The sequence below is a fragment of the Candidatus Falkowbacteria bacterium genome (assembly GCA_016699775.1).
Classification (GTDB): domain Bacteria; phylum Patescibacteriota; class Patescibacteriia; order Patescibacteriales; family Patescibacteriaceae; genus Patescibacterium; species Patescibacterium danicum.
On record CP065010.1, the window covers coordinates 748,909 to 772,577 of the forward strand.

Consider the following 23,669-nt stretch of genomic DNA (forward strand, 5'->3'; position numbering starts at 1 on the left):
TTATAATAAATCACTATTAAGTCTTTATATTCCCCGGCTTAAGGTTGATGCATAAAAATAAGATAAACTAGATTCTACTAATTTTTAAGAGATATTATAATAATTTATGGGATTTCTTAAAACGTTTAGATCATAATATAAAAAATTTAAAGAGTCATTTTATTGACTAATAAAGGATTACGTGTAATACTCTAGGATAAATGTTTTTTAAAATAACTAAACAATAAACAGAAAGGTAAACATAATGGGAATAAAAAGAGTACCAATCAAAGCGATCCAACTTGCCTCTAAAATAGATGGATGGCTCACTAATAATGAAGCTGAACTACTTTATTCGTTAGCAAAACGGACACCTTGCGTAATTGTAGAAATTGGCAGTTGGAAAGGTCGCTCCACCGTTTGTTTAGGTTGTGGGGCTAGAGATGGTGAAAAAGCACTAGTATATGCAGTTGATCCACACTCTGGATCTCCAGAACTCAAAAAAATGTTTGGTCCATCAATTAATACTTTTGATGTATTTCAGGAAAATATTGAAAATGCCGGTCTAGAGGAATCAATAATACCCATTAAAAAAACATCTGTAGAAGCGGCTAAATCATTTCATGAACAAATTGGTTTCATTTTTATAGACGGCGCCCATGAATTTACATATGTAAAGAATGATGTAAAATCTTGGTTCCCGAAAGTCATTGAAGGAGGTGTGCTTGCTTTTCATGATTCCTGGCATTTTTTAGGACCAAATCTTATTACCGCCTGGATGTTAGCTTCCTCCTCTAGAATAAGACATCCAAAATTGATAGATACCATAACGGTTTTTGAAAAAGTAAATAAAAATAATTTCAAAGATCGTTGTATCAATATTGGATTCCTTGTCTTTCGAACTTTATTTGGTTTTATCGGAATATTAAAGTTGAAATTTAACAACTTAGGAAAATCATTAGGATGAAAATGATTTTCCATTCAAACCAAAACTTCCCCGTCTCTTTATGTGAAGTTTTTTATTTACAAAAAACATCTCATAAAAATAAGGTGTTCAAGTATATAAAACTGCGGAAGGACGGGTATGTTTGTCTGGCTATGCCAGCCAAAACTGCTGCGTGCTCAGATTAAATATAAAACTGCGGAAGGACGGGGATTCGAACCCCGGAGACCCGTTAAGGTCTACTTGCTTTCCAAGCAAGCGCACTCGACCACTATGCGATCCTTCCTTTAGTTAAAACAATCTTTTCAAAATTTACTTGCTTTCCAATCCGCCTACTGGCGGAAATCGATCACTATGCGATCCTTCCAGGGATTGATCTACTTCCCTAATTTTTTCTTAATTAAAGATCTTAAACCTAAGGCTTGTGACCCATCAGGATGAGTAAAATCTTCATACGGAAGTGCTCCGGCAAAATATTCATCATTAATGAAACTGGCTGGCGTTCCACCAACACCAAGCTTCCTAACTTCTTCTTTTTGAGTCAGTATCTTATCTTGATACTTATTTTTAGTCAAACAATCAACATATGTCACTTCATCAAGTTTTAATTTTTTGCCACTATTTTTTATTGTTTCAGCTGACAACGACCCCGTTTGATTAATAGCAAAAAGCTCATGATACATTTCCCAAAACTTTCCTTGGTCAGCGGCACATTCAGATGCCACAGCAGCCGGCAACGCTTGATCATGATTTAATAAAGGAAAATGCCGAACAGCTACAACTATATCTGATCCAAACTCTGCCTTTGCTTGCTCAACACTATTATACAATTGACCACAAAACGGGCATTGGAAATCCAAATATATAATTATTTTCACTGGCGCACTGATATTTCCTGAAAGATGATCATCAACACTAATTGGACTAACTTTCATATTCTCATTCACAACCGCTGCTCCATTAATTCCCGCCTCATTTTGTTTTTCAACTTTGGAATTTTTGACGGTTACTCCAAATGAGTCGCCACGAAACCAACCCATAATCTTCTGACGATTGGATGGAAGGGTTATCAATAATAGCATGGCTCCAATGACAACCACCAAGCAGAAAACTGCCAATATTCTCATTGCATTATTCATCTGCGTGGCCCGAAAAATATTATTATTTTTTTTCATAAAATTATAGTGATAGTCTTTCTTGTAAGTTTACTATGCGCTCTAAACTATTGCCAGCGGCTAGAATTGTTTGATCTGATAAAGATGGTCCAATAATTTGTAAACCAACAGGCAAAGGTTTTTTTGCCATCGGAATTGAAATGGCTGGCAAACCGGCGAGTGAAGCTGGTACTGAAAAGATATCTTCTAAATACATTGCCAAAGGATTTTTTTTGGCACCAAATTTAAAAGCTGGGGTTGGGGTTGTTGGAGTGATAATCACATCACACTTTTTAAACGCTTGATTAAAATTTTCTATAATCCCCTCTCTAACTTTTTGTGCTTGATGATAATAGGCATCAGCATAACCCGCGCTTAAGGCAAAGGTTCCAAGAATTATTCTTCGTTTTACTTCCACTCCAAATCCCTCTTCGCGTGTTGTTACATATGACTCTAATAAATTTTTAGATTTTTTTGCACTATGACCAAAACGTATACCATCAAAACGAGCCAAATTAGAACTGATCTCACTTGGTGTAATAACATAATACGCAGCCACAGCAAAGGGTGCTAAGGGCAAAGAAACTTCAATAACCTTTCCACCTTCTTTTTTTATGAGAGCAATCATAGAATCAAAATGCTTACGCACCGTTGAATCAAGTTTCACTGACCTAAATTCTTTTGGGATGCCAATCTTTTTTCCTTTCCATAAAAAATTATCTTCCATCTTCATTTGGTTTTTTGTGGTAGCTAGTGTTGTAGCATCATGGTCGTCCTTGCCCATAATGACATTTAAAACTAAGGCAGTATCTTCTGAATTTTTTGCCAAAATACCAGGAACATCAGTTGAGCTAGTCATAGCAATTAATCCAAATCGAGAACAAAGACCATAGGTTGGTTTTAGGCCAGTCACTCCACAAAAGGCCGCTGGGTGACGAACAGAGCCTCCAGTATCAGTACCTAAGGCAAATAAGCACATATCTGCTGCCACAGCCACCGCAGAGCCACCAGATGAACCACCGGGCACACGACTTGTGTCCCAGGGATTTTTACTTGGACCAAAAGCACTGTATTCTGTTGATGATCCATGAGCAAATTCATCAAGATTTGTTTTTCCAAGCAAGACTGCCCCGGCTTCTTTTAGTCGAGAAATAACCGTGGCATCAAAGGGTGCAACATAATTTTTTAACATTTTTGAGCCAGCGGTTGTGACTAGATTTTTGGTCATGATATTGTCTTTAGCCAAAAATGGAATTCCAAGTAACATTGATTTCTCTCCATTTTTTAATCGTTGATCAGCTTCTTTAGCTGCTTGCAGTGCTCCTTTTTCATCAACCAATAAACAAGCATGTAATTTTCTATTAACTTGTTTAATTCGTTTTAAACACGCCGAGGTTAAATCAAAACTCGATATTTCACCAATATCTAATTTTTCTCGTGCACTGGTAATTGTCAGTTCGTTCAATCGCATAGAAACATTATTCTAAAATTCTTTTCACTTTAATCTGATGGTTCTTTTGGTCAGGTGCTTGTCGTAATGCCACTTCAACCTCAGCTTGATCCCAGGGCATTACTTGATCAAGACGTTCAGATGTATTTTTTATATTTACTGTGCCAAATATTTTTTTCTTAAGCGAAAGCGCTTGTAGTTGATCCACATAGCGCAAAATACCGCCAAGTTCTGTGCGGTATTGTTTAATTTCCTTATCAGTTAATTGCAGGCGAGCCAAATGAGCAATATGCCTGATTTCTTTTTCAGAAAGAGTCATGAATAATTAATTATTTTACACAACGGAAACCGTATAGAAATGTGCTACCATTTCCTTCTTGATAAATATCTTTCATGAGATTTAAACTATAAATACCAACTTCACCTGTTTCATCACTAGACCCTCCACGCAAAAAGCATTGCCTTCAAGTGCACATTCTGTATATTGTCCAATTCCCTGAGCAGATGTATAGGTTGAAACAGAAGGTCCAGAAACAATTCTTTCATAGTCACTGAAATTTGATGAATTCCAATCCAAAGTTGCTATTGATTATCACCATGAACATGATAATACATACCAACTCCATCCCCCTGCACACATACATCATCAACCCATTCAGCAAGATTTCCTGAAAAATCAATAATTGTATCACCACTTAGTAAAGTTAAAGTCCGTTGATGTGCATGATCATTGACACCACCTCCATAAAGAACACTTCCATCTGGCATAGCTGTTGTAGAGCCACCATAATGACCACGACTAATGTAGCCAATTCCAGGAGAGCCACCAAACCAATTACTTTCAACTTGTTCAATATTTCTGGCAATCGTCATCCATTGTGCGTTCGTACTTAAACTACCACCAATTGCTTGACACCTAGCTTTGGCATCCACTTGACTTATATTCCCAATCGACATACCTAATGAAAAAGAACCAACAACCTTATTATTAGCTGATATACATGGAGTAATCGCATCATTATATGTACCACTTGTTAGCGTCGCAGGAGTATAGTCCCTCTGTGGGGTTGCAGTGTTTGCACACTTAGCTTCATATTTCATCACGCAAAAATCATTGGTTTCTAATTCAGCACTACCAGGTACTGGTATATATCCAGTTGGACAATTTAAAATACCATTTGAAGTTGCAATATGAGATCCCTTTGATAAATCATCTGTTGTATCACCTAAACAAAAAGTTAGCATATAACGCTTACCGCCTTCTAATGGCATATATTGATAATCTTGATCAGGGCAACCGTTATCAGGCCATGGCTTTGGATTTGAAGGAACGCGTAACATATAGTTAGCACCTCCCTTAGAAATACTAGAGCCTGGAGTTATTGAAGATGGAAATGTTCCTGTATCGTTATAATACATTTTCAAGGCTAACTGAATTTGTTTAATATCTGCCAATCTCCTTGTATTACGAGCTGTCATCTTTGTATTATCTAAAGAAACCATAATCAAGGTCGTTAAAACACCAATAATGACAATTACAATCATTAATTCAACCAACGTAAATCCATTTTTTAGGCTAGAAATTTTTTTGAACATATTATGTAATCATCTTTAAAAATGTTTCCTCATCAATTATAGCGACACCTAATTTATCTGCTTTCCCCTTCTTACTACCAGCATCATCACCAGCCACCACATAATCTGTTTTCTTACTAACTGCTTTATGCACTATACCTCCTTTTGCTCTTATTATAGTATGTGCCTCATCTCGGGTCAATTGATGAAGCGTACCAGTCAAAACAAAAGATTGACCAGCTAATTGTCCAGATCCCTTCAATGATTGTTTTGGCAGATCTAGGGTGACACCAACCTTTGTTAAATGCTTAAGAAAATTCAGATGTCGAGTGTCTTTAAACCACTCAAAAATACTCTTACTAACCACTTCTCCAACATCAGATAACTGTACAAGATCATCAAGAGTTAATGTACTAATTATCAAACCTAGATCTTTTGGTGTAATTATTTTAATTCCTTGTTTTTTTGCCCAGACAGGTATAATAGCTGCTAGCGTCCGTGCACTTTCCTCACCAATATGATTAATTCCCAGTGCATAGATAAAACGATCTAATTGAATATGTGAATGCTCGGCAATCGCGGAAATTAAATTCGTCACCGATTTTTCAGCAAAGCGATCAAGAAGTAGTAGATCATCTTTTTTCAGACTATATAAATCAGCGGGATCAGAAATGAGGTTTGCCTGAATTAATTGTTCTATAATTTTTGGACCAAGACCAGGAATATCCAAGGCATTTTTTGAAGCCCAGTGAATTAATCTTCTTAGATTAACCGCATAACAATTTCGGTTTAGGCAGCGAATCGCCACCTCTCCAGGTTGCTGACTAACAGCTGACCCACACATTGGACAATGTTTCGGAGGTTTGATAATTTTTTGTGAACCATCTCGGAGTTTTGGTAAAACAGAAATAATTTTTGGAATCACATCTCCTGCTCGTTCAATAATAACAGTGTCACCAATTCTGACATCTAATCGTTTTATTTCATCCATGTTATGGAGCGTCGTATTACTAATTACTACTCCTTTCACACGGACGGGCTCTAACTTGGCGGTTGGTGTTAAGACACCAGTTCGTCCAATCTGCCAGACGATATCTTTCACAACTGTAGTTCCCTGTTCAGCAGCAAATTTATAGGCCATCATATAGCGAGGACCTTTTCCAACCACACCTAACACTGGCCACATTTCAGTATGATCAACTACAGCCACAACACCATCACATTCAAAGGGTAATTCATGACGCTTTTTTTCCCAGTTATGATGAAAAGTCAACATTTCTTCTAAATTTTGACAGAGAACATTTTTACGTAAAATTTTAAAACCCATGATCGCAGCTAATTCATGTTCAAGATGATGTGCACCTAACTCAAAATCACTAGCAATCCCATAGACATAAAAATCTAACTGACGCTCCGCAGTCACGGCAGGATCAAGTTGCCGAACTGAACCAGCGGCCGCATTCCGCGCATTCGCTAATTGCGCTTTTCCACTTTTTGCATACTGTTGATTTAATTTTTTCAATACTGCTTCAGTCATAATCACTTCACCCCGAATCTCAACTTCCCCGCTCGAAATAGCCTGAAGTATATTACTTGCTTTTTTAGCATTAATACCAAGTTTTGTTAATTCAGTATTTGATGGAATGCGTAAGCGCAAAGGTATAGCAGCAATTGTTTTTATATTGGCAGTAACATTTTCACCAACATTCCCATCACCTCGGGTGGCAGCTCGCCAAAGCACACCTTGTTTATAGACTAAACTTAAAGCTAAACCATCCATTTTTAACTCAGCATAATATTTTATTTTATGAATCGAATAATTTTGCTTTTCTAAAATTTTTCTATTACGTTCCTCCCACTCAGCCATATCAGCTTCGCTAAAAGCATCATACAAAGAAATCATTGGAGAAGAATGTTGAACTTTCTCAAACTTTTCTAAACTTTTACCGGAAACACGTTGACTTGGTGAATCAGGAGTTATTAAAGACGGGAACTGTTGTTCTATTTTTACAAGTTCGTTCTTTAAACTATCCAAAGCTCCATCACTAATTTCTGGACGATCAAGAACATGATATAAATAATTATGTCGGTTAATTTCTTCTCGTAATATTTTTAAGCGTTTTGCTGCTTCTGCTTGTTTCATAGATTATAAATCCTTTATACAGCGAATAGCAAAAGAGTATTGTATTTTATTATCACTTACATCAACTACATCACGTCCAAAATTCGGTAAGTTACCTTTATCAATAGTTCTCATTGCAACTGGATTATTACCTTTTTTTGTTGAGGACCAGTATTTACTAAGATTTTTTTGATCAACAAAAGTTACCCCATCAGAATCACGATATCCAGTACCGACTCCATTAAAACCACCAACTATTCCACCACCATTAGGTGGAGGTGGAGACATTTTTAACCCAGCGCTAGCACATTGAAACTCATTATCATCTGCACTGGAGCGAGATTCATCACAAGGATCCTCATCACTATCTTTTAGAAAATTTTCTAAATTACTCCACTCGGAATCGGTTGGAATATGCCAACCAACCGGACATAGCCCCTGAGCACCATCAGTTTCGCTTCCATCCATGGCAGCTTCCCAAGTATACAAAGCTCCCGGAAATTCTGGACCAGAACTACAATTTGCCTCATCATTATCAAAACAAGAACGGCCTTTTTCGAAATCAGTCTCTGATGCGTCATTACAAGGTGAAGCATCTTCACCATTAATACAAGTTCCATCAGCTTTTTTTTGCTTTGTTCGTAATGATGTTGCCATCCAACACCGACCATTAATCTCAGTAGTTGGATATTCATTTCCTTCATCATCATCATCAGTTATTATTCCTAAATAATCATCTCCACAAGTAAAGCCTGCATACTTTATCCCAGCACTGATTGTTCGATTGTATGGCCCTTTATATCCAGTGGCCTCTATGCTAACACCACTAGCATTTTTATTCGTAATCACAACTTTATAACGACGATTGCCATCAGTATACTTAGACATAGCTTCAGAGTTATCACAGCTATCACAACTATTCTCAGTAAAATTAATACAATCATTCACTGAGCAACCATTAAAAAATTCACTATTATTTTTATAATACCCACGAACTTTTTCAATTGCCGATTGAGCGGAAACAAAAGCAATATTAGCCTCCTCTTGTCCTTTATTAGCATCAAGATTATTAAGTAGCACGGTAGCACCAATACTAACTGTTGTTAAAACAACAACAATAACCGTCATAACCAGTAATAGCGCCATTCCTTTTTTTGGTTTTACTCGAGGCATATAGTTAAAAAATTAATCTTTAAGACAACGGATAGAGAAATTCCAAGTAAAATGGTCAAACGAATCAGCAATAGGTTCATTATCATTATTAGGAATCCAAATATGATAAGCTTGAACATTAGAATTATGTTTATTTGAAGACCAATAATTTCCATAAGAACCAAGATTTCAAAAAACATTTCCCCAGCTTGTTCTCGGGCTCCCGCTAAAATATCATTAAAACCTGATGAACCAGTAGATTTAAGTATAGGTCCAGCTGTTGATCTATCGCCAAAAACAGAAATTAAGGTATCAAATTCTGGGAGTGAAGGAATATGCCAACCAACCGGACAAATTCCTTGAACTTTATTTTCACCATCAAAACTTGCAGATCCATTCATCGCAGCATCCCACTCATACAAGGCATATCCTGCCAAACAATCTGCCTCTGTCCCACGAGTATTATCAGACTTAATACAATCTCTTCCTGAACCATTTTCACCACACTTCGTATACTATATTACTCACAGTTTTGGTACATTGAGGGGCAATAAAACTAGCGCCCGAATTTATACAAGCTCCATTTGGCTTGGTTTTTGTTTTTAAATTCTCCGCCATCCAACACTGATTACCAATCTGAACTGTTTTATAAGAAAAACTATCACGATCATAAATCGTTTGTCCACAAACAAAGGGAGTCAAGGCCACAGTTGTTTGTAAGCGTAGGATTTCATTTGATGAGCCATCAACAGGCTCAGCGGCTAGAAACATTGTTAATTTAGCTGACTTATACTTATTAGTAGCTCCATCTAAGGCAATGACATCAACATCAAAATCAAGCATTGTTGAATCACTAGCATTAAGGTAAACAGAGTATGGAAAAACAGGTAATCCATTACGAGTAACTGCCAAGCGAGTTACACCATTATTATCAACTTGTAAAAAATAACGAACACACTGTTCATTTTTATTTATAAAATATAAATCCTTAACAGTACTTCCTAAAAAATTTCTGGACGGTGTATAAAAAAATAGATCACCACTACTCGCTCCGCCACAATAAGTTAAACTGTCACCAATTCTTTAACGATTGTTTGGCTCCCGCGACTTCAGTTTTTAAAAAATTTAATGAATAACTTAAACTTTCATGCAAATTTTTTTGTGAAGTGGTTGTTCGTTGATTATCAACCGCTTGCCCGAATAAACCCGTGGCTACTACCATCATTGTCACAAACAAAGCCATAGCAATCATTAATTCAATGAGTGTAAATCCTTTATTACCGATTATTTTATTATATAAAGTCATATTATAACTAAGGACGCCAATCAGTTAATTCATCCTGAATGGTAATTGTATTTTGTTTATTATCAGACTGCCAATACACTTCTGATTTTACTGCTAAATGAGGCGGTGTGGCTCCGGCATTATAGGTTGTGGTAATCACTCTACGAAAGGGAGTATTTATAGCAGTCAAATCTGCTGTATATATATATCGATGATTAAAAATTTTTAATGCATCAGAATTCTTTACACTACCATCAGAAAAAGCATCAATAGTAATCAAGCCACCAGGATCAGTCATAATAGTAAAACTATAGGGTTTGTCATCATTCGTATAGATACCTAAAAAAACATCCTCTTCTTTATTATCATAATTCTGATCACGAATAAACCGAACTAAATCAATTCCCTCTTGAGCTAGATTATTAGCAATCAAATTATTTTTTGTACTAATTTTAGTTTCTTGGCTTAAAATCATTACCCCAATCAGACCACCAAAAACCAAGATTAAAAGAGCCATTGAAACTACCACCTCAATTAATGTAAAACCATTTTTATTTTTTTTCATACACTAATAACTAAGAGGGATATTATACTTAAACGAAAGATATTCCTCCACAGCTTGACGATCAGATGAACTGAGAAGAGTATTATACACAATCACTTCGGCATAATCAGCTTGAGTAGAATAATTAGATTAGCGCTTTTTCCAATATTATTGAAAACATAGCATATGTGCTGGCATTATGGGTAATAATTTGAAAATTTGCTTTATCTCTCATCAAGGTAGATGTAGTTAATTAGCGTTCCATTATTAAAGATTCCTCCGGTTCTTACCTAGTACTCCAAGCCCAATCACTGACTAATCTTGACTTGCAGTTTGATTAGGTATCACAATAAAAGGCGTGTTAGCACCATCAGTATCTCCTAAAATATGGGCCTGTAATTTGTAGGATCTGCCCATTTCATAACAACAAATACTGTCTTCAATGTTGATATTATAGATAGATTTAAATTATCGTTCACCCCATCAAACCTCACCACCGGTAGAGAATTAACTTCATTTGTAATAAAGGTTGGGCGAAAATCGTCATTATTTTGTGTAGCATTCCTCCCAGACGTACTTGAATCAGTCCAAGAGCTAACTCGAACTCCATTATTTAAAGTCAGAGCATCAGCCTTCCACCAAGCTATTAATCCAGTTATAGAATCTGGCAAAATAGATGTTTTAAGTGCTGGTGCAATCGAAACCGTACCTGCCGGGAGTAATCTCCAAAGATTTACCACTGCATTATTTTTTATTTAATAAGTTAATTAATAAATAAGTTGTTGAAGTAATTCCTAATTCAGTATTATTAAAATAGGTTTTTCCGGTTCCAGCATTAAACAAAACTGAGCCTGTCGTCACGCCACCATAGGAAGGATATACTTTTAAATCAGAGTTAAGTTCAACAAATTTATATCTTTCATTTGAATCATAGGTTCTATCGCCATCCAAATCTGCAAATATTGTATAGGTATTGTATCCACCAACAAATTGCACCCCCCAACCAATTGGATCTTTTCCCTGAAACCGCTCACCATTCAAAGCTTTATCAGCTGCTAATCGTAAATCACTTGCAAGTAAATCTCGGCTAGATGAGAAGGCCGTTGAAGAATCATTAGATGCCCGAAAATTTACCAAACCCAAACCAATAATAATAGCAACAATTCCTAAAACAACTATTATTTCTACCAAGGTAAAGCCCGGAAGTTTTTTTTGTGATTGCCTTAGTATCATATACTAATACATTTTTTATTTTTGTAACTCTTCAATAGCCCGGTCAAGTTGCGGATCTTTATTAGCTGCCCGATCTTCGGAAGTTCGTTCAATTATAATTTCTGGTTCAATGCCTGTTTCATGAATATATGAACCTTTAGGAGTTAACCATTTGGCTGTAGTAACTTTGATAACTGAACCGTCACTTAAATCTCGCAAAACTTGCACCGAGCCTTTACCAAAAGTTTTTTCACCAATCAAAATTGCTTTGCCATAATCCTTAAGAGCTCCGGCAACAATTTCTGAAGCTGAAGCACTACCTTGATTTACTAAAACAGCTGTTGGCATATCAACCAAAGGAGCATTGCCGGTAGCTGAATGTTCAATGTTTCTGTTATCACCAAACTGTTCAATGACAATACTGCCCTCAGGTATCCAAGCACTAGCCATGGCCACTGCAGTATCAAGATATCCACCTGGGTTATTTCGCAAATCAAGCACTAAACCTTTTGATTTCTTTCGCAAAGCCTCACTGACTGCCTGGTTAAACAAGTTCGTTGTATCATCATTAAAATTATACACTTTTATAACAAAGATCTGCTCTTTCTCAAGCCAGGTTGTTTTAATACTTTTTACTATTACTGTGTCGCGGACAATTGAAATATCAATTGGCTTTGATTCTTTGGCTCGCAACAAAGTTAAAGTTACAGTTGTACCTTTTGGTCCTCTAATTTTCTTTATTGCTTCCTCTAAAGAAAAATTTGTGGTGGTCTCACCATTAATTTTATATATTTGATCACCGGCTCTAACACCGGCTTTCATCGCTGGCATATCTTCAATCGGTGCCATGATAGTTAAAATTTCATTCCGATATCCAATCTCAGCTCCAATACCTTCAAAAGTGCCGGCTAAATCTTGATCAAATTCTTTAGCTTCCTCTGGATTAAGAAAAACTGAGTAAGGATCATCAGTGGACTGGACCAAACCTTGTAAAGCTCCATAAAATAATTTTTTCTCAGTTAAGGCATCAGCGTCAACATATTCTTTTTTAACAATGTCCCAGACCTCCCAGAAAAGTTTAAAATCAATATCCTTACCACTACTATTACGCTCTAGTTTCCCGGTTACTAAACCAGAAAAAACATTTTCTCCAGAAGCTATTGATGAGCGACCACCAAGAAAAAAGCCACCCCCAAAAGCCAGACCAGCTATGGCAAGACAAATAAGAAACCAAGTGATTTTTGAAGAACGCCTTACCGGCGCTCCATGATGTGAATAGTCAATTTCCATAATATAGAGTATATCATATTTATGTGGGGTCTAACAAAGTTACTAGTTGAAAAATATCAATTCTTAAGCTACAATAACAAGCAATATGTCTATATTTATCATTAAAGGACAGCGCCCATTAGGTGGTGAAATCAAGGTTGGTGGGGCAAAAAATGCCGCCTTGAAAATAATTCCAGCAGCAATTCTTTCTGACGAACCTTTAGTTATTTCAAATCTTCCGGATATTGAAGATACAAAGCGCTCACTTGAAGTTTTTGCATCTCTGGGTGGAGAAATTCAACTTAATGGCGATCAAGCAACTCTGCAATTAAAAACAATCTCAAAACAGTCACTTGACCCACATCTAGCAAATAAATTCCGAGCATCAATCATGTTCGTTGGACCATTGCTGGCTCGAACAGGAGAAGTTGTCTTCCCTCACCCAGGTGGTTGTGTTATTGGGGCTGGCACACGTCCAATTGATTTATTTCTTGAAGGATATAAATGTCTCGGCGCCGAAGTGTCCATCGAAGATGACGGGTATCATTTGAAAGCTCAACGCTTACAAGGCAACACATATTTCTTTACAAAAATTTCTGTAACTGGAACTGAAAGTTTAATGATGACCGCTGTCTTAGCTAAAGGAACAACCGTCTTAAAAAACTGTGCCTGCGAACCAGAAATTTTTGAATTAGCTAACCATCTTAACCGTTGTGGTGCAAAAATTTCTGGAGCTGGGACATCAACCATTACCATTGAGGGTGTTAAAAAAATTCAAGGAGGTAATTTTGAAATTATGCCCGATAGAATTGAAACAGGAACCTTTGCAATCTTGGCCGCAGCTGCCCGCTCACCACTCAGTATTACACATTGCTGTCCTAACCACATAGAAATTTTATTGACGATTTTTAAACAAATGGGGATTGGCTTTACTCAAGGCAAAGATTGGCTTTCAATTAATTCTTTCCCCAAAGAACTGCCAGCCTATAGCATTAAAACTCACGAATACCCTGGTTTTCCAACCGACCTACAATCCCCCTTCACGGTTCTGATGACACAAGCACACGGCTCTTCACTTATTCATGAAACAATTTATGATCGACGCCTCTTATTTACCGACATGTTAACTCAAATGGGAGCCAATATAACCATGTGTGATCCACATCGTGTAGTTATTCAAGGACCGACAGAGCTTCATGGAAAATCCTTAACCTCTCCAGATCTTCGTGCAGGAATTTCAATGATTATTGCGGGCATTATTGCTCAAGGAACAACAAAAATTGATAATATTTATCAAATTGAGCGTGGATATCAAGATATTGAAAAAAGATTACAATCAATTGGTGTAGACATTGAACGAGCTGACTAAAATATTTGTTATGTCATTAAAACAAAGACGTCTTCTTTTCTATTCATTTATTTTTTTATTTTTATTAATTGCCCCCTTTGCTCTATTATTTGCAACTGGACGGACCATTAACTGGAGTCGATTTGAAATACAAAAAACCGGATCCATGATCATTGAAAGCGAACCAAGTAACGCCAGTATTTTATTAAATAACAAACGCCCAACTCTTTTCGTTAACCAACTAATCAACAAAAACGCGGTTCCAAAAACCAATACTCGCTTAACCAATTTAGCCCCAGCTAATTATGTAGTCCGACTAGACTTGGAAGGCTATATACCTTGGGAGAAAAAAGCCACTGTCAGAGCCAACGAAGTTACTAATATTGGTCCAATCCGACTTTTTAAACAGGCAACCCCAGAGCTACAAACAAACCTAGATCAAAAACAACAATTATTAATTTCGCCAGATGGAAGAACCGTCATAAGCCTTAGAAGCCCCTCGATAACTATCATCCAAGTCCCCGAGAGAAAGCAATTTAATTTGAATATTGAGAGCACAAACAACACTTCAATTTTTTGGTCTAATGACCAAGAAGTTTTTGTTTTCAATGATACGTATGTTATTAACCGTCAAGGTGAATTAATCGCAAATCTAACGGAAAGTTTAAGTTTCCAACCAAATTTTGTTCGATGGGATAGTGATAGTCACGACCAAATTTATTATGTTCAAAAAAATCAAATTTACAAATTTTCATTTTTTAATAAAAAAAATGAATTAATAATTAATATTAATTCTCTCCTTAAATCCGGAGACTTATATGATTATAAGGTTGATGGTAATCATATCTACTTTGTTATTAAGAAAAAACTAGGAGCTGAAATTGTAGTTTTATATCCTGGATCTCCAAAAAAAGAAACAACCGCTACTCTTCCTGAAGGAACCTATCATTTTATTAATGATGCCAAAAATAAAATTCTACTTCTTGAAACCCAGAAAAAAGACCTCTATTTACTTGAACAACCATTGCCTTTATTTTTTTCACCCCGAGTCACCTTAGTAGCCAAAAATTATACCGTTGGTTGGTGGAATAAAAATAAGGTGTTGTATGCAACACCCTTTGAAATACGAGAATGGAATAATAACCAAGAAAATCTGATTTCACGATTTGGTGAAGTTGTAATTGGTCTGGGACAATTATCAAAAAATAACGAAATTCTTTTTGCGACAAAAGACAGTCTAAAAATTATCCCAACCACTGACCAAATATTTAGTCAAACAGTTACCTTATTATCAAACATAGAAATCTCAAACTTATTACTTGTTAATGAAAGTGATCTTTACTTCGTCGGTAACAATACTAATCAATTTGGAATTTTTAAACTTGAGTTCTAAGTCTTTATTGTAAACGCCATTTTTTTAAATAGGCTAACCAAGATAGTAAGTGTTGACGACTGGCACGCTTGAGAAAAAATGCATACCATGGATTTTCAGCACTAGCGCGATTATGATTATGAATAATATTAGCCTCCGGGTAATACATAACTTGCCAATTCTTTTCCCAAAACCGGCGACATAGATCAGTGTCTTCAAAGTAAAGGAAAAACCGTTCATCAAAATAGCCGACTTCTTTTAAAGCTTTAGCTCGAATAAACAAACAAGATCCAAGTAACCATTCAGCCTCATGGTGGTGATCTTTACTGACGTCGTCCATCATAAAATGAGCAATCGACTTTTTTGCAAAAGGTAGTCTACCCAAAAAAGTCCGTCTATACAGTAAGGTAAAAATTTTTGGAAATCGATATCGTGAATTCTGAACACTACGATCGGGATTAAATTGTTTTGGACCGGCCATACCAACCTTTGGATGCGCCTCCATAAAATTATATAACTGTATAAAAGTATCCTTAAAAGCTAATGTATCCGGATTCATCACAACTACATATTTTCCTTGTGCTCGACTAAGACCAATATTATTCCCACCCCCCATGCCTGTGTTAATAGGGCTCTGAATAAAAATAACTCCTGGGTGCTGCCAGGCTAAGATTTCTCCTAAACGATCACCAGAATTATTATCTATTACCAGAGTTTCATGCCGGAGATTACCAAAATCAGCCTCTTCAATTGATTTAACACAATTAAGAGTTAGCCCCTTACTTTTATAATTAACAATGATTATACTAATATCCATGTGAGTTATAATAGGCAATATCTATAAGCCTGTCTATGGTAATAATTTCTACCAAATAATCACTTTTTTGACAAACCACCAATACAACTGAAAAAATGGATTGGCTACTCGTAATTTCCAACTCCCAATTTCTTGATACCAAATTTTCCCCGTAACAAGGGAAGCAATTTTTCTTTCACTAATTATTCTTGATGATTGAATTTGGCGTCGCTTTTGTAATAATAGTTTCCAGTTTTGTTTTGATAGAAAATATTTCCAAACTTTTAATTTGTCTTTAAACCATCCTGACTCAAGAGAAAATACAGTTAACCCAATCTCCATTACCATAAATGCCGGAAGAATTAACAATAAGGTTAACCAATGATAATTTTTTATAATCGTTATAATTCTATTTCGATCCATCCAATAATATTTTTGTATTGAACGATTAAATTCATACTTATGATAAACAATTGCATCCAAAACAACTAAGCATCTATACCCAGCCAGCCATATTCGCCAACCAAGATCCTGGTCCTCATTATACATCCACATTTCTTCATCAAATAAACCAACCTTTCGTAAGACATCAGTTCGAAGCAACACAGCGGCCCCGGATGGATAGGCTATTTGTGACGTATTATTTTCTAGACCAGTATATTTTTCTAAGTATCCCTTGGCATACCCAAAACCAAGAAAGTGGGTCTCGTTACCAAGACTATTCACCAACTCAGTTTGAGGATGCAACATCAATCGCGCCTGCAGAGCACCAGCCTGTGTATTTAAATCAGCCGCCTTGAGTAATAAATGCAAACAATCAGGATCAATAACTGTATCCATATTAACTAAAAAAACAAACTGATAATCAGCTTTCAAAATTTCTTTTAGAGCCAGATTATTTCCGCCAGCAAAACCTTTATTATCAGCACAACGAATAATCTGAGCCCTTGGCGCTAAGGTTTGTAATAATGAATAACTTTCATCACTCGTTTCATTATCAATTAAAAAAATATCAAAATCCTGGAAAGTTTGTTTTTCTAAGCTCTGCAAACAATCTGCCAAAAACATCTTGGCATAATCTTGATAATTTGGACTAATAATAACTGCTAAAGATTTTGTCATAGCCTTGATATATTTTAAGTTCTGGTTTTAGACTTAAGATGCAATCTATCCCCTATCTTAACAATAACTTCCGCCAGTAACCAAGAGGCAGACAGGACTTTGGTTTGCCAAGGTGATTTCCATTTTTTAAAATAGGCAATCATGCTATTACGAAAATATATTTGTTTTTTGGCACGAGGTAGCTGTATAAAACTTTGACCAATATAATCAATGGCTTTAGCTGCTGGTGTATACCACACCTGGCCTCCTTGTTGTTTAACTGTTTGGCAATAATCAACTTCCTCAAACCACAAAAAATATCGCTCATCAAGAAGGCCAAATTTTTTTAGTGATAATTTTCTAATCACAAAAAAGGCTCCCCTCACTGAGTCTACTTGAGAGGCTTTGGAATAATTAAAATCTGTTTGTAAATACGAGTGAAGCAGAGATGGGAAAATATGTGGTAACTTTAATATGATAGCCACTTGATCCTTAATTGATGGAAAGTGACGAACATGAGGCACTGTTTTACCTTGCTCATCAATTAAACTAATGCCAGTGACATCAGCTTGCGGATTTGTTTGGAGCCACAGCTTAAGATTTTCTAAGGTGTCCGGGAAAATCTTCATATCAGGATTAAGCAAAATCAGAAAGTCCCCTTTAGCTATTTTAAGACCTTGATTACAAGCTTTAGCAAAACCAAGGTTCTCTTGATTAACAATCAAATGAACATTTGGAAAATCCGATTGTAGCATACTCACAGTTCCATCTTTTGAACCATTATCAATAACAATAATTTCAAAAGTACTATGTTGGCTACTGCCTAAAATAGTTTTTATATTTTCTCGTAAAGTTTCTTTTACATTCCAAGAAACAATGATGATTGAAAAGTCCATATAAAACATTAATATTTTTTGACCTGAGGCGCACCTTTGAAAATATAACGATAACTACCTAACAAATATTGCTCAAGTAATAAAGCTTCTAAAAATCTCATAATTATAGCAACAATAATACGAAGTTTACTACTTAAAACTTGTCGTTGCCAATATTTAATATAGAGAAAATGTTGATTAACAAAAGAATATCGGTTAGCTGCCTTAGATCTTTGTCTACGACTAAAAAATCTTTGAAAAATTGTGCCACCGCTCACAGTTCGGTCATGATACATGATGGCGCTACTTACTAATTGAGAACTATACCCAGCTAAAGACAACCGATAAGCTAAGTCACAATCCTCTTTGTACATAAATAAAAACTCATCAAAAAAATTATCTTTAACTTGAATTGTCTGCAGTGCAGATAAACGAAATAAACCAGCTGCCCCTGATGGACCAAGGATTGGTGATTGATCATATTGTTCTTTATCTTCTTCCCCTTGTCCAAGATCTTTAAAGACCAGACCCGGCTTTAAAACTAAACCACAACTGTCAATAATTGAAGTTTTAATATGAGCCTTAAAGTTCCATTTTAAAATTTTTGGACTAACAGATGCACAATGATTATTTCTTTCTAAGGTTATTACCAATCTATCAATCACGTCCGGCTCAAGTAGTGTGTCAGGATTTACCACAAAAAAATACTCTGCACCTCTGGCAATTGCTTCGGCAATTAATATATTGTAAGCAGCGCTAAAGCCAATATTGTCACCACGTCGGTAGAGTTGTATCGCGGGATAATTTTTTAAATATCTTGAATTTTCGTTATCAGCTTCTGGACTATTATCAAAACAAACAATCTGGATTGAGGTATGCGTTTGTCTTTGCAGACTTTGTAAAAAATATGGTAAATAGACAGCGGTATCATTACCATAGGCCAAAAAACCGACCCAAACTTTTGGAACTTCAGAAGCTGTATTCATATAATTTAAATAATCATTGTGTCTTGCAACCTATCGCGACCCAACTTCTGAGCAGCATATAAACTTTCAAAGGTGCCAGCGTCAATCCATTCGTTCTGAATCATTCGTACCTCTAACTCACCCTTATCCAGATACCATCGTTGCAAGTCAGTAACTTCTAATTCTCCTCGACTGCTTGGCGTTACCTGTTTAGCTATTTCAATCACTCGGAAATCAAAAATATATAAACCAGTAATACATAAATTACTTTTTGGTTGCTTTGGTTTTTCTTCAATAGAAATTGCTTTGCCATCTCCATCCATTTCAACAACCCCAAAACGTTCTGGATCGGGAACAGTTTTTGCAAAAATTTTTGCCCCATGTTTAAAATTTTTAATTTCCGCCGATACATCGTCAACAAAAAGATTATCTCCTAAGATCATAGTAATATCATTGGTTCCAATAAATGTTTCACCAATGATAAAAGCTTCGGCAACACCTCGAGGTGGGTCTTGAATCTCATAACTAAAAGAAGCATTAAATTTGCTTCCATCCCCAAGTAATTCATGAAAATCTTCTGCGTGATCAGGACTAATAATAAATAATATATCCCGTATCCCCGCCTTCAGTAACGTATTAAGAGGGTAATAAACCATCGGCCGATTATAGACCGGCAGTAGGGTTTTACTAGTAACATTAGTGCACGGCTGGAGACGTGTTCCACGTCCGCCCGCTAAAATCATGCCCTTCATCATACACTTTATTTATTTACAAACTATTCGGTAAAGCTTACAACTTTTTACAGTATTCGTCCACTGCTTCTTGCCATGGCCGGAGTTTTGGTAATTTTGTATTTAAAAGGCCTGAATAAGCAGGTCGCTTGGCTGGTCGTAAAAATACTTGACCAGACACTGGCTGTAGATTAACAGCAATTTTAAGTTGATTAAAAAAATATTGTGCTGCTTGATACCAACTAGAAGTGCCCTCATTAGTTACATGATATATTCCATACCCACTACCACTTGTCAAAAGATCTAATGAAGCTACTACTAGATCAGGTGTATAAGTAAAACAACCATACTCGTCAGTAACTACTGAGATAGTTGTTTCTCGTTTTGAAATTTGGAGCATTTGTTCAAAAAAAGTTGGCTTGGCATTTTCACCACTGCCTTTTGTTCCAAATAAACGAGCGGTTCTAATTACATACCACTGCAAACCTTTACCACTTAAGGAAATAAGTTCTTTTTCACCCTTTAATTTACTTTGACCATATATATTAATAGGACTTGGTTCAGAGGTTTCACTATAGCCAGTCTCAACGTCACCGGAAAAAACATAGTCGCTTGAGAAGTGAAGCAACATACAATTATGCTCAATAGCAACTTCAGCTAAAGAACGAACTAATTGAACATTAAGAGCTTCGGCTAAAGCTGCGGACTCTTCATTGGTTTCACATTTATCAACATCATTATAGGCAACGGTATTTATAATAACGTTTGGCTTTATTTCAGAAATTTTTTTATTTAATAAACTGGTATCAGTAACATCAATATCCTCCTTATCCCAACCAATAAAAGAATGCTCTGGGTAATCAAGAGCACTGTTTAAAAAAACTGTTCCTAAATTTCCTTTAGCACCAAGGAGAAGAATTTTCATACGCTACCTCCAAAAACTGAGGTTAGGTATAATTTAACTTCTAACTGTTCAGCAAAAGAATTATCTAATTGCAACACCATCATAGTTGAAAAATATTTAGGTGGAAAATGTTTTAGATATCGTAAATCACTTAAGGATTGCAAACGGTTTGGTTTAGCAAGTAAACGACCAATTGTTGAATGTGGAATTGGTGAAACTAAAACACAACTAACTGTTTGATGATCAAGAACAGCAATGTCAATTTGATATAGTTTAGGCTGACGTAAACGCTTTGTTTCTAAAGCACCAATATTTAAACAAACTCCCTTAACTGCAGGACGACTCATTGTCTCCATCGTAAAAATTGAATCTTTAATCTCTAAAGAAGCATTTTCTAATAAGCAAGGGATGGTCGGCAATGGCCAATGATCAATAATCGGAAGTGATGTTGGCACAGCCGGTAAACTAAAAACTGAAGTTGAAAATTTTTCTACAAAAAATTTAATTTCCCACTCCTGAGTGTCAGATGCTAATTGCACATAGGGAATTTTTTTTATTGAACTAGCTTCAAATAATCGATAAATTTCCTTGCGATCTTCAAGGCCCATCCCCTGTAAAAATAACCCAAGCTGGTTATCTAATGTTGCAGGAATTGTAGTCAGCAAAGAACGCCACTGGGGGTTCTTACTAAACAAAATTCCTATAATAATCATGGGCGATGAAGTATTCATATTACGCTTAGGTCAAGGCATTCTTAATTTTAACAAGATAGTCCTCAGCTTGACCATCGTCATAAGCGCCCTGTGGTCGACTATCCAAAGCATCACTTTTCCGTCTTGGAATAACATGAAAATGAACATGTTGAATATGAGGGCTAATACCACTTTTGCTATCAGTATTATCAAGCATTAAACTATAACCAACAACTCCAAGCCCGCTTAAAATAGCTGCCCCAATTTTTTGAACAATAGCAAAAAAATTACCAAGCAATGCAACTGGCATTGATTCTAAATCAGGGTAAGCTTCTTTTGGAATAACAATTACATGTCCAGGTTCAATTGGCAAAATATCTAAAAAGGCCATGAATACATCATCCTCATAAATAATATGAGCCGGAATTTCATGATCTGAAATTTTTGAAAAAATAGTTTTTTCCATAAAAACATTAGCAGTTAAATAATAAAGTCTATAAAATACCTTACGTATTTTTTTTAGAATATACTATCAGTATACCACTGATAATCCACCCTATCAACCAATAGTTAAGCTGTATATATGAACTAACAATTCCTGGTCGGATAAACTCAAGTATTACAAAAACTAATAAACTAATAGTAATTGCAAGGTGAATTTCTTTAAGTACAATATATTGCATATCCTTCATAAACGATTCCATAGCCTTTCTAGAATTTGAATAATATTTTTACCCTCAAGACTTATTTCGATATTTCTTATTTCAACTGGTTTTTGATTTTCTATATCTGGCAGGGAAATTAAAAAGGGATAACGATCTTTATCCAGACAAGTTTGATTTAATTCAAATAAAATTGTTCGCTTTCCGGTGCTATTTTGACCAACAGGCTCATACTTAGCCAGAACATACTCTAATCCCGAAGCTTCTAAGTTTATAGTGTTCGTAAATTGACGAGGAAACGGATTAATAATCTCAGTTGATGTAAGGGCAAAAACTCCATTTCCAGCCAACTGAACATCATCTTTTTCAAGTTTTATTTCTTTGATATTTCTAGTCTGGTCTTCCAGCTTAAGCGAAAATTGTTTATAGGTTTCACGTAAATCCACATCTTGCTCATTTACTTTTATTTTCTGAACATTTTTAGGGTTAATTGTTTGAAAGGTAATATTTGTGGCATCAGTAAAAATAGAAAAATTAGATCTTGAAAAATCTGAGAGTTGAAGATTACCTACTACTGACAAAACACTCTGTTTAGTTATGATACCTTCAGTTTCAACTTCATTATCAGTTTTAAATTCAATTCGATATGCCCCAGGCGAGATAGCCTCCAGGTTAAAAATAATTTCCTTATATTCAAGATCTGATGTCATTGAAGAAGCTTGCCAATCTATAGTGTCTGTTTGAATAATCCGACCTTCAAAATTATAAGCTGAGACTGTTATTTTTGAGTCAGTCCTTTCTTTATTTTTTTTCCTTACCACAAATGTTAAATTGATCGGCTCACCCTTACTATAGGTCACAAGTGAGTAACTACCCTTAGCTCCGAGTAAAAAATTTTGTGACACCGGAAGCACATTATAATTATTTAAAGTAAAAGCTAAAGGGAGATTATAATTATAAACTCCAATTTTTTCTATTGAAGGAGGGTTATTTATAAAATCATTTATTGATCCATACTTTTTCTCCTTTTGCCATAATAATAATCCGTTCTCTTTTAATGTCTGATCAGAGGTGGCCAATTCTTCAAGTTTTTCAAAATAAATTGGCTGGCGTTCAAAATTCCATTGAGCCTTATCACGACAGATTCCTAACTCCATTAATGATGCGGGATTTGAATAATGAAGAGTAACTTTAGCTGTGTCAAAAGGACGAAGAGTTTTCAAATAAAAATAAACTGGCTCAGCCTGTATTACATTATTAACTTGGCTATCCCCTTCAACTAATCTATCCTTTGGTGTTAGCTCACTGATAAAATAATTATATTTAGAAAAATCAGTACTATAATCTATTTTTCCAAAAGGGGCGACAAATTTCCATAGTAAAAACCCTATAGTGACAAGCAAAATACTGACCCACATTATTCTAATTTTTTTCTCTATTTTCATACTAGTATCATATCAAGGAAGGTTAAAAATAAGAAGTCATATACCCCTTTCTTAACCAGAGCCTCTACTGACTCTTTTATCAAAAAAAGCATA

General features: G+C 35.7%; 27 protein-coding genes and 1 tRNA gene. 3 read left to right on the forward strand and 25 right to left on the reverse strand.

From position 1 onward, the window contains the following. The first annotated feature begins 244 nt into the window (after positions 1–244). Positions 245–946 carry a class I SAM-dependent methyltransferase gene (locus IPN41_03805; GenBank protein ID QQS60215.1) on the forward strand — a complete coding sequence of 234 codons (702 nt, stop codon included), beginning with the start codon at positions 245–247 and terminating at the stop codon, positions 944–946. A gap of 175 nt (positions 947–1,121) precedes the next feature. Here the strand turns inward: IPN41_03805 and IPN41_03810 are convergent. The 15 genes from IPN41_03810 to IPN41_03880 all read right to left on the reverse strand — a co-directional run bounded on the left by IPN41_03810 (position 1,122) and on the right by IPN41_03880 (position 12,706). Continuing rightward, positions 1,122–1,208 (reverse strand) — tRNA-Ser (locus tag IPN41_03810). Positions 1,209–1,299: 91 nt separating this feature from the next. Next, on the reverse strand, positions 1,300–2,097 hold the full coding sequence (locus tag IPN41_03815) for a thioredoxin domain-containing protein (GenBank protein QQS60216.1): 798 nt from the start codon (positions 2,095–2,097) through the stop codon (positions 1,300–1,302). A 4-nt stretch (positions 2,098–2,101) separates the two neighbouring features. Next, positions 2,102–3,547: an Asp-tRNA(Asn)/Glu-tRNA(Gln) amidotransferase subunit GatA gene (gene gatA / locus IPN41_03820; protein QQS60217.1), complete on the reverse strand. Its 1,446-nt coding sequence runs from the start codon at positions 3,545–3,547 to the stop codon at positions 2,102–2,104. A 7-nt stretch (positions 3,548–3,554) separates the two neighbouring features. Then, entirely contained in the window at positions 3,555–3,845 is a 291-nt protein-coding gene (gatC, locus tag IPN41_03825; protein QQS60218.1) for an Asp-tRNA(Asn)/Glu-tRNA(Gln) amidotransferase subunit GatC, read from the reverse strand. Positions 3,846–3,926: 81 nt separating this feature from the next. After that, on the reverse strand, positions 3,927–4,103 hold the full coding sequence (locus IPN41_03830) for a hypothetical protein (GenBank protein ID QQS60219.1): 177 nt from the start codon (positions 4,101–4,103) through the stop codon (positions 3,927–3,929). 5 nt (positions 4,104–4,108) lie between these two features. Further along, positions 4,109–5,122: a prepilin-type N-terminal cleavage/methylation domain-containing protein gene (locus IPN41_03835; protein QQS60220.1), complete on the reverse strand. Its 1,014-nt coding sequence runs from the start codon at positions 5,120–5,122 to the stop codon at positions 4,109–4,111. A 1-nt stretch (position 5,123) separates the two neighbouring features. Continuing rightward, the gene (gene ligA / locus IPN41_03840; GenBank protein ID QQS60221.1) at positions 5,124–7,244 is read right to left on the reverse strand and encodes an NAD-dependent DNA ligase LigA; all 2,121 of its coding nucleotides are present in this window, start codon (positions 7,242–7,244) and stop codon (positions 5,124–5,126) included. Positions 7,245–7,247: 3 nt separating this feature from the next. Continuing rightward, a complete protein-coding gene (locus tag IPN41_03845) occupies positions 7,248–8,396 on the reverse strand; it encodes a fibrobacter succinogenes major paralogous domain-containing protein (protein ID QQS60222.1) in 1,149 nt (382 codons plus the stop codon). Next, positions 8,384–8,812 (reverse strand): hypothetical protein, encoded by a 429-nt coding sequence (locus IPN41_03850; protein QQS60223.1) that lies wholly within the window; start codon positions 8,810–8,812, stop codon positions 8,384–8,386. The genes IPN41_03845 and IPN41_03850 overlap by 13 nt, the downstream gene beginning before the upstream one ends. 61 nt (positions 8,813–8,873) lie before the next feature. Then, a complete protein-coding gene (locus tag IPN41_03855; GenBank protein QQS60224.1) occupies positions 8,874–9,287 on the reverse strand; it encodes a hypothetical protein in 414 nt (137 codons plus the stop codon). 160 nt (positions 9,288–9,447) lie between these two features. Then, complete coding sequence (locus IPN41_03860) at positions 9,448–9,681, reverse strand: prepilin-type N-terminal cleavage/methylation domain-containing protein (protein QQS60225.1); 234 nt, start codon at positions 9,679–9,681, stop codon at positions 9,448–9,450. Between the two features lie 7 nt (positions 9,682–9,688). Continuing rightward, complete coding sequence (locus tag IPN41_03865) at positions 9,689–10,225, reverse strand: type II secretion system protein (GenBank protein ID QQS60226.1); 537 nt, start codon at positions 10,223–10,225, stop codon at positions 9,689–9,691. 359 nt (positions 10,226–10,584) lie between these two features. Continuing rightward, positions 10,585–10,944: a hypothetical protein gene (locus IPN41_03870; GenBank protein QQS60227.1), complete on the reverse strand. Its 360-nt coding sequence runs from the start codon at positions 10,942–10,944 to the stop codon at positions 10,585–10,587. Positions 10,945–10,948: 4 nt separating this feature from the next. Continuing rightward, a complete protein-coding gene (locus IPN41_03875) occupies positions 10,949–11,437 on the reverse strand; it encodes a prepilin-type N-terminal cleavage/methylation domain-containing protein (protein ID QQS60228.1) in 489 nt (162 codons plus the stop codon). 15 nt (positions 11,438–11,452) lie between these two features. After that, positions 11,453–12,706 (reverse strand): S41 family peptidase, encoded by a 1,254-nt coding sequence (locus IPN41_03880; protein ID QQS60229.1) that lies wholly within the window; start codon positions 12,704–12,706, stop codon positions 11,453–11,455. Positions 12,707–12,791: 85 nt separating this feature from the next. On the opposite strand from IPN41_03880, the gene murA reads away from it, so the two are divergent. Next, positions 12,792–14,054, forward strand: a complete 1,263-nt coding sequence (murA, locus tag IPN41_03885; GenBank protein QQS60230.1) for a UDP-N-acetylglucosamine 1-carboxyvinyltransferase — start codon at positions 12,792–12,794, stop codon at positions 14,052–14,054. A 10-nt stretch (positions 14,055–14,064) separates the two neighbouring features. Continuing rightward, positions 14,065–15,426 carry a PEGA domain-containing protein gene (locus IPN41_03890; GenBank protein ID QQS60231.1) on the forward strand — a complete coding sequence of 454 codons (1,362 nt, stop codon included), beginning with the start codon at positions 14,065–14,067 and terminating at the stop codon, positions 15,424–15,426. 4 nt (positions 15,427–15,430) lie between these two features. On the opposite strand, the gene IPN41_03895 is transcribed toward IPN41_03890, so the two are convergent. From IPN41_03895 to IPN41_03940, 10 genes are read right to left on the reverse strand one after another with little or no spacing between them, the layout of a single operon-like run. After that, on the reverse strand, positions 15,431–16,222 hold the full coding sequence (locus tag IPN41_03895; GenBank protein QQS60232.1) for a glycosyltransferase family 2 protein: 792 nt from the start codon (positions 16,220–16,222) through the stop codon (positions 15,431–15,433). A 48-nt stretch (positions 16,223–16,270) separates the two neighbouring features. Further along, on the reverse strand, positions 16,271–17,323 hold the full coding sequence (locus IPN41_03900) for a glycosyltransferase family 2 protein (GenBank protein QQS60233.1): 1,053 nt from the start codon (positions 17,321–17,323) through the stop codon (positions 16,271–16,273). A 14-nt stretch (positions 17,324–17,337) separates the two neighbouring features. Further along, entirely contained in the window at positions 17,338–18,198 is an 861-nt protein-coding gene (locus tag IPN41_03905; protein QQS60234.1) for a glycosyltransferase family 2 protein, read from the reverse strand. Between the two features lie 8 nt (positions 18,199–18,206). Continuing rightward, on the reverse strand, positions 18,207–19,163 hold the full coding sequence (locus IPN41_03910; GenBank protein QQS60235.1) for a glycosyltransferase family 2 protein: 957 nt from the start codon (positions 19,161–19,163) through the stop codon (positions 18,207–18,209). 5 nt (positions 19,164–19,168) lie between these two features. Next, positions 19,169–19,894 carry an NTP transferase domain-containing protein gene (locus IPN41_03915; protein ID QQS60812.1) on the reverse strand — a complete coding sequence of 242 codons (726 nt, stop codon included), beginning with the start codon at positions 19,892–19,894 and terminating at the stop codon, positions 19,169–19,171. 37 nt (positions 19,895–19,931) lie between these two features. After that, positions 19,932–20,798, reverse strand: coding sequence for a dTDP-4-dehydrorhamnose reductase (gene rfbD / locus IPN41_03920; GenBank protein ID QQS60236.1), 867 nt, complete (start codon positions 20,796–20,798; stop codon positions 19,932–19,934). Continuing rightward, entirely contained in the window at positions 20,795–21,508 is a 714-nt protein-coding gene (locus tag IPN41_03925) for a hypothetical protein (protein QQS60237.1), read from the reverse strand. Before IPN41_03925 ends, rfbD begins: the two co-directional genes overlap by 4 nt. 7 nt (positions 21,509–21,515) lie before the next feature. Continuing rightward, positions 21,516–21,935 carry an HIT family protein gene (locus IPN41_03930; GenBank protein ID QQS60238.1) on the reverse strand — a complete coding sequence of 140 codons (420 nt, stop codon included), beginning with the start codon at positions 21,933–21,935 and terminating at the stop codon, positions 21,516–21,518. Between the two features lie 40 nt (positions 21,936–21,975). Continuing rightward, positions 21,976–22,161 carry a hypothetical protein gene (locus IPN41_03935; protein QQS60239.1) on the reverse strand — a complete coding sequence of 62 codons (186 nt, stop codon included), beginning with the start codon at positions 22,159–22,161 and terminating at the stop codon, positions 21,976–21,978. Further along, positions 22,158–23,576, reverse strand: a complete 1,419-nt coding sequence (locus IPN41_03940) for a hypothetical protein (GenBank protein ID QQS60240.1) — start codon at positions 23,574–23,576, stop codon at positions 22,158–22,160. Before IPN41_03940 ends, IPN41_03935 begins: the two co-directional genes overlap by 4 nt. Between the last annotated feature and the right edge of the window lie 93 nt (positions 23,577–23,669).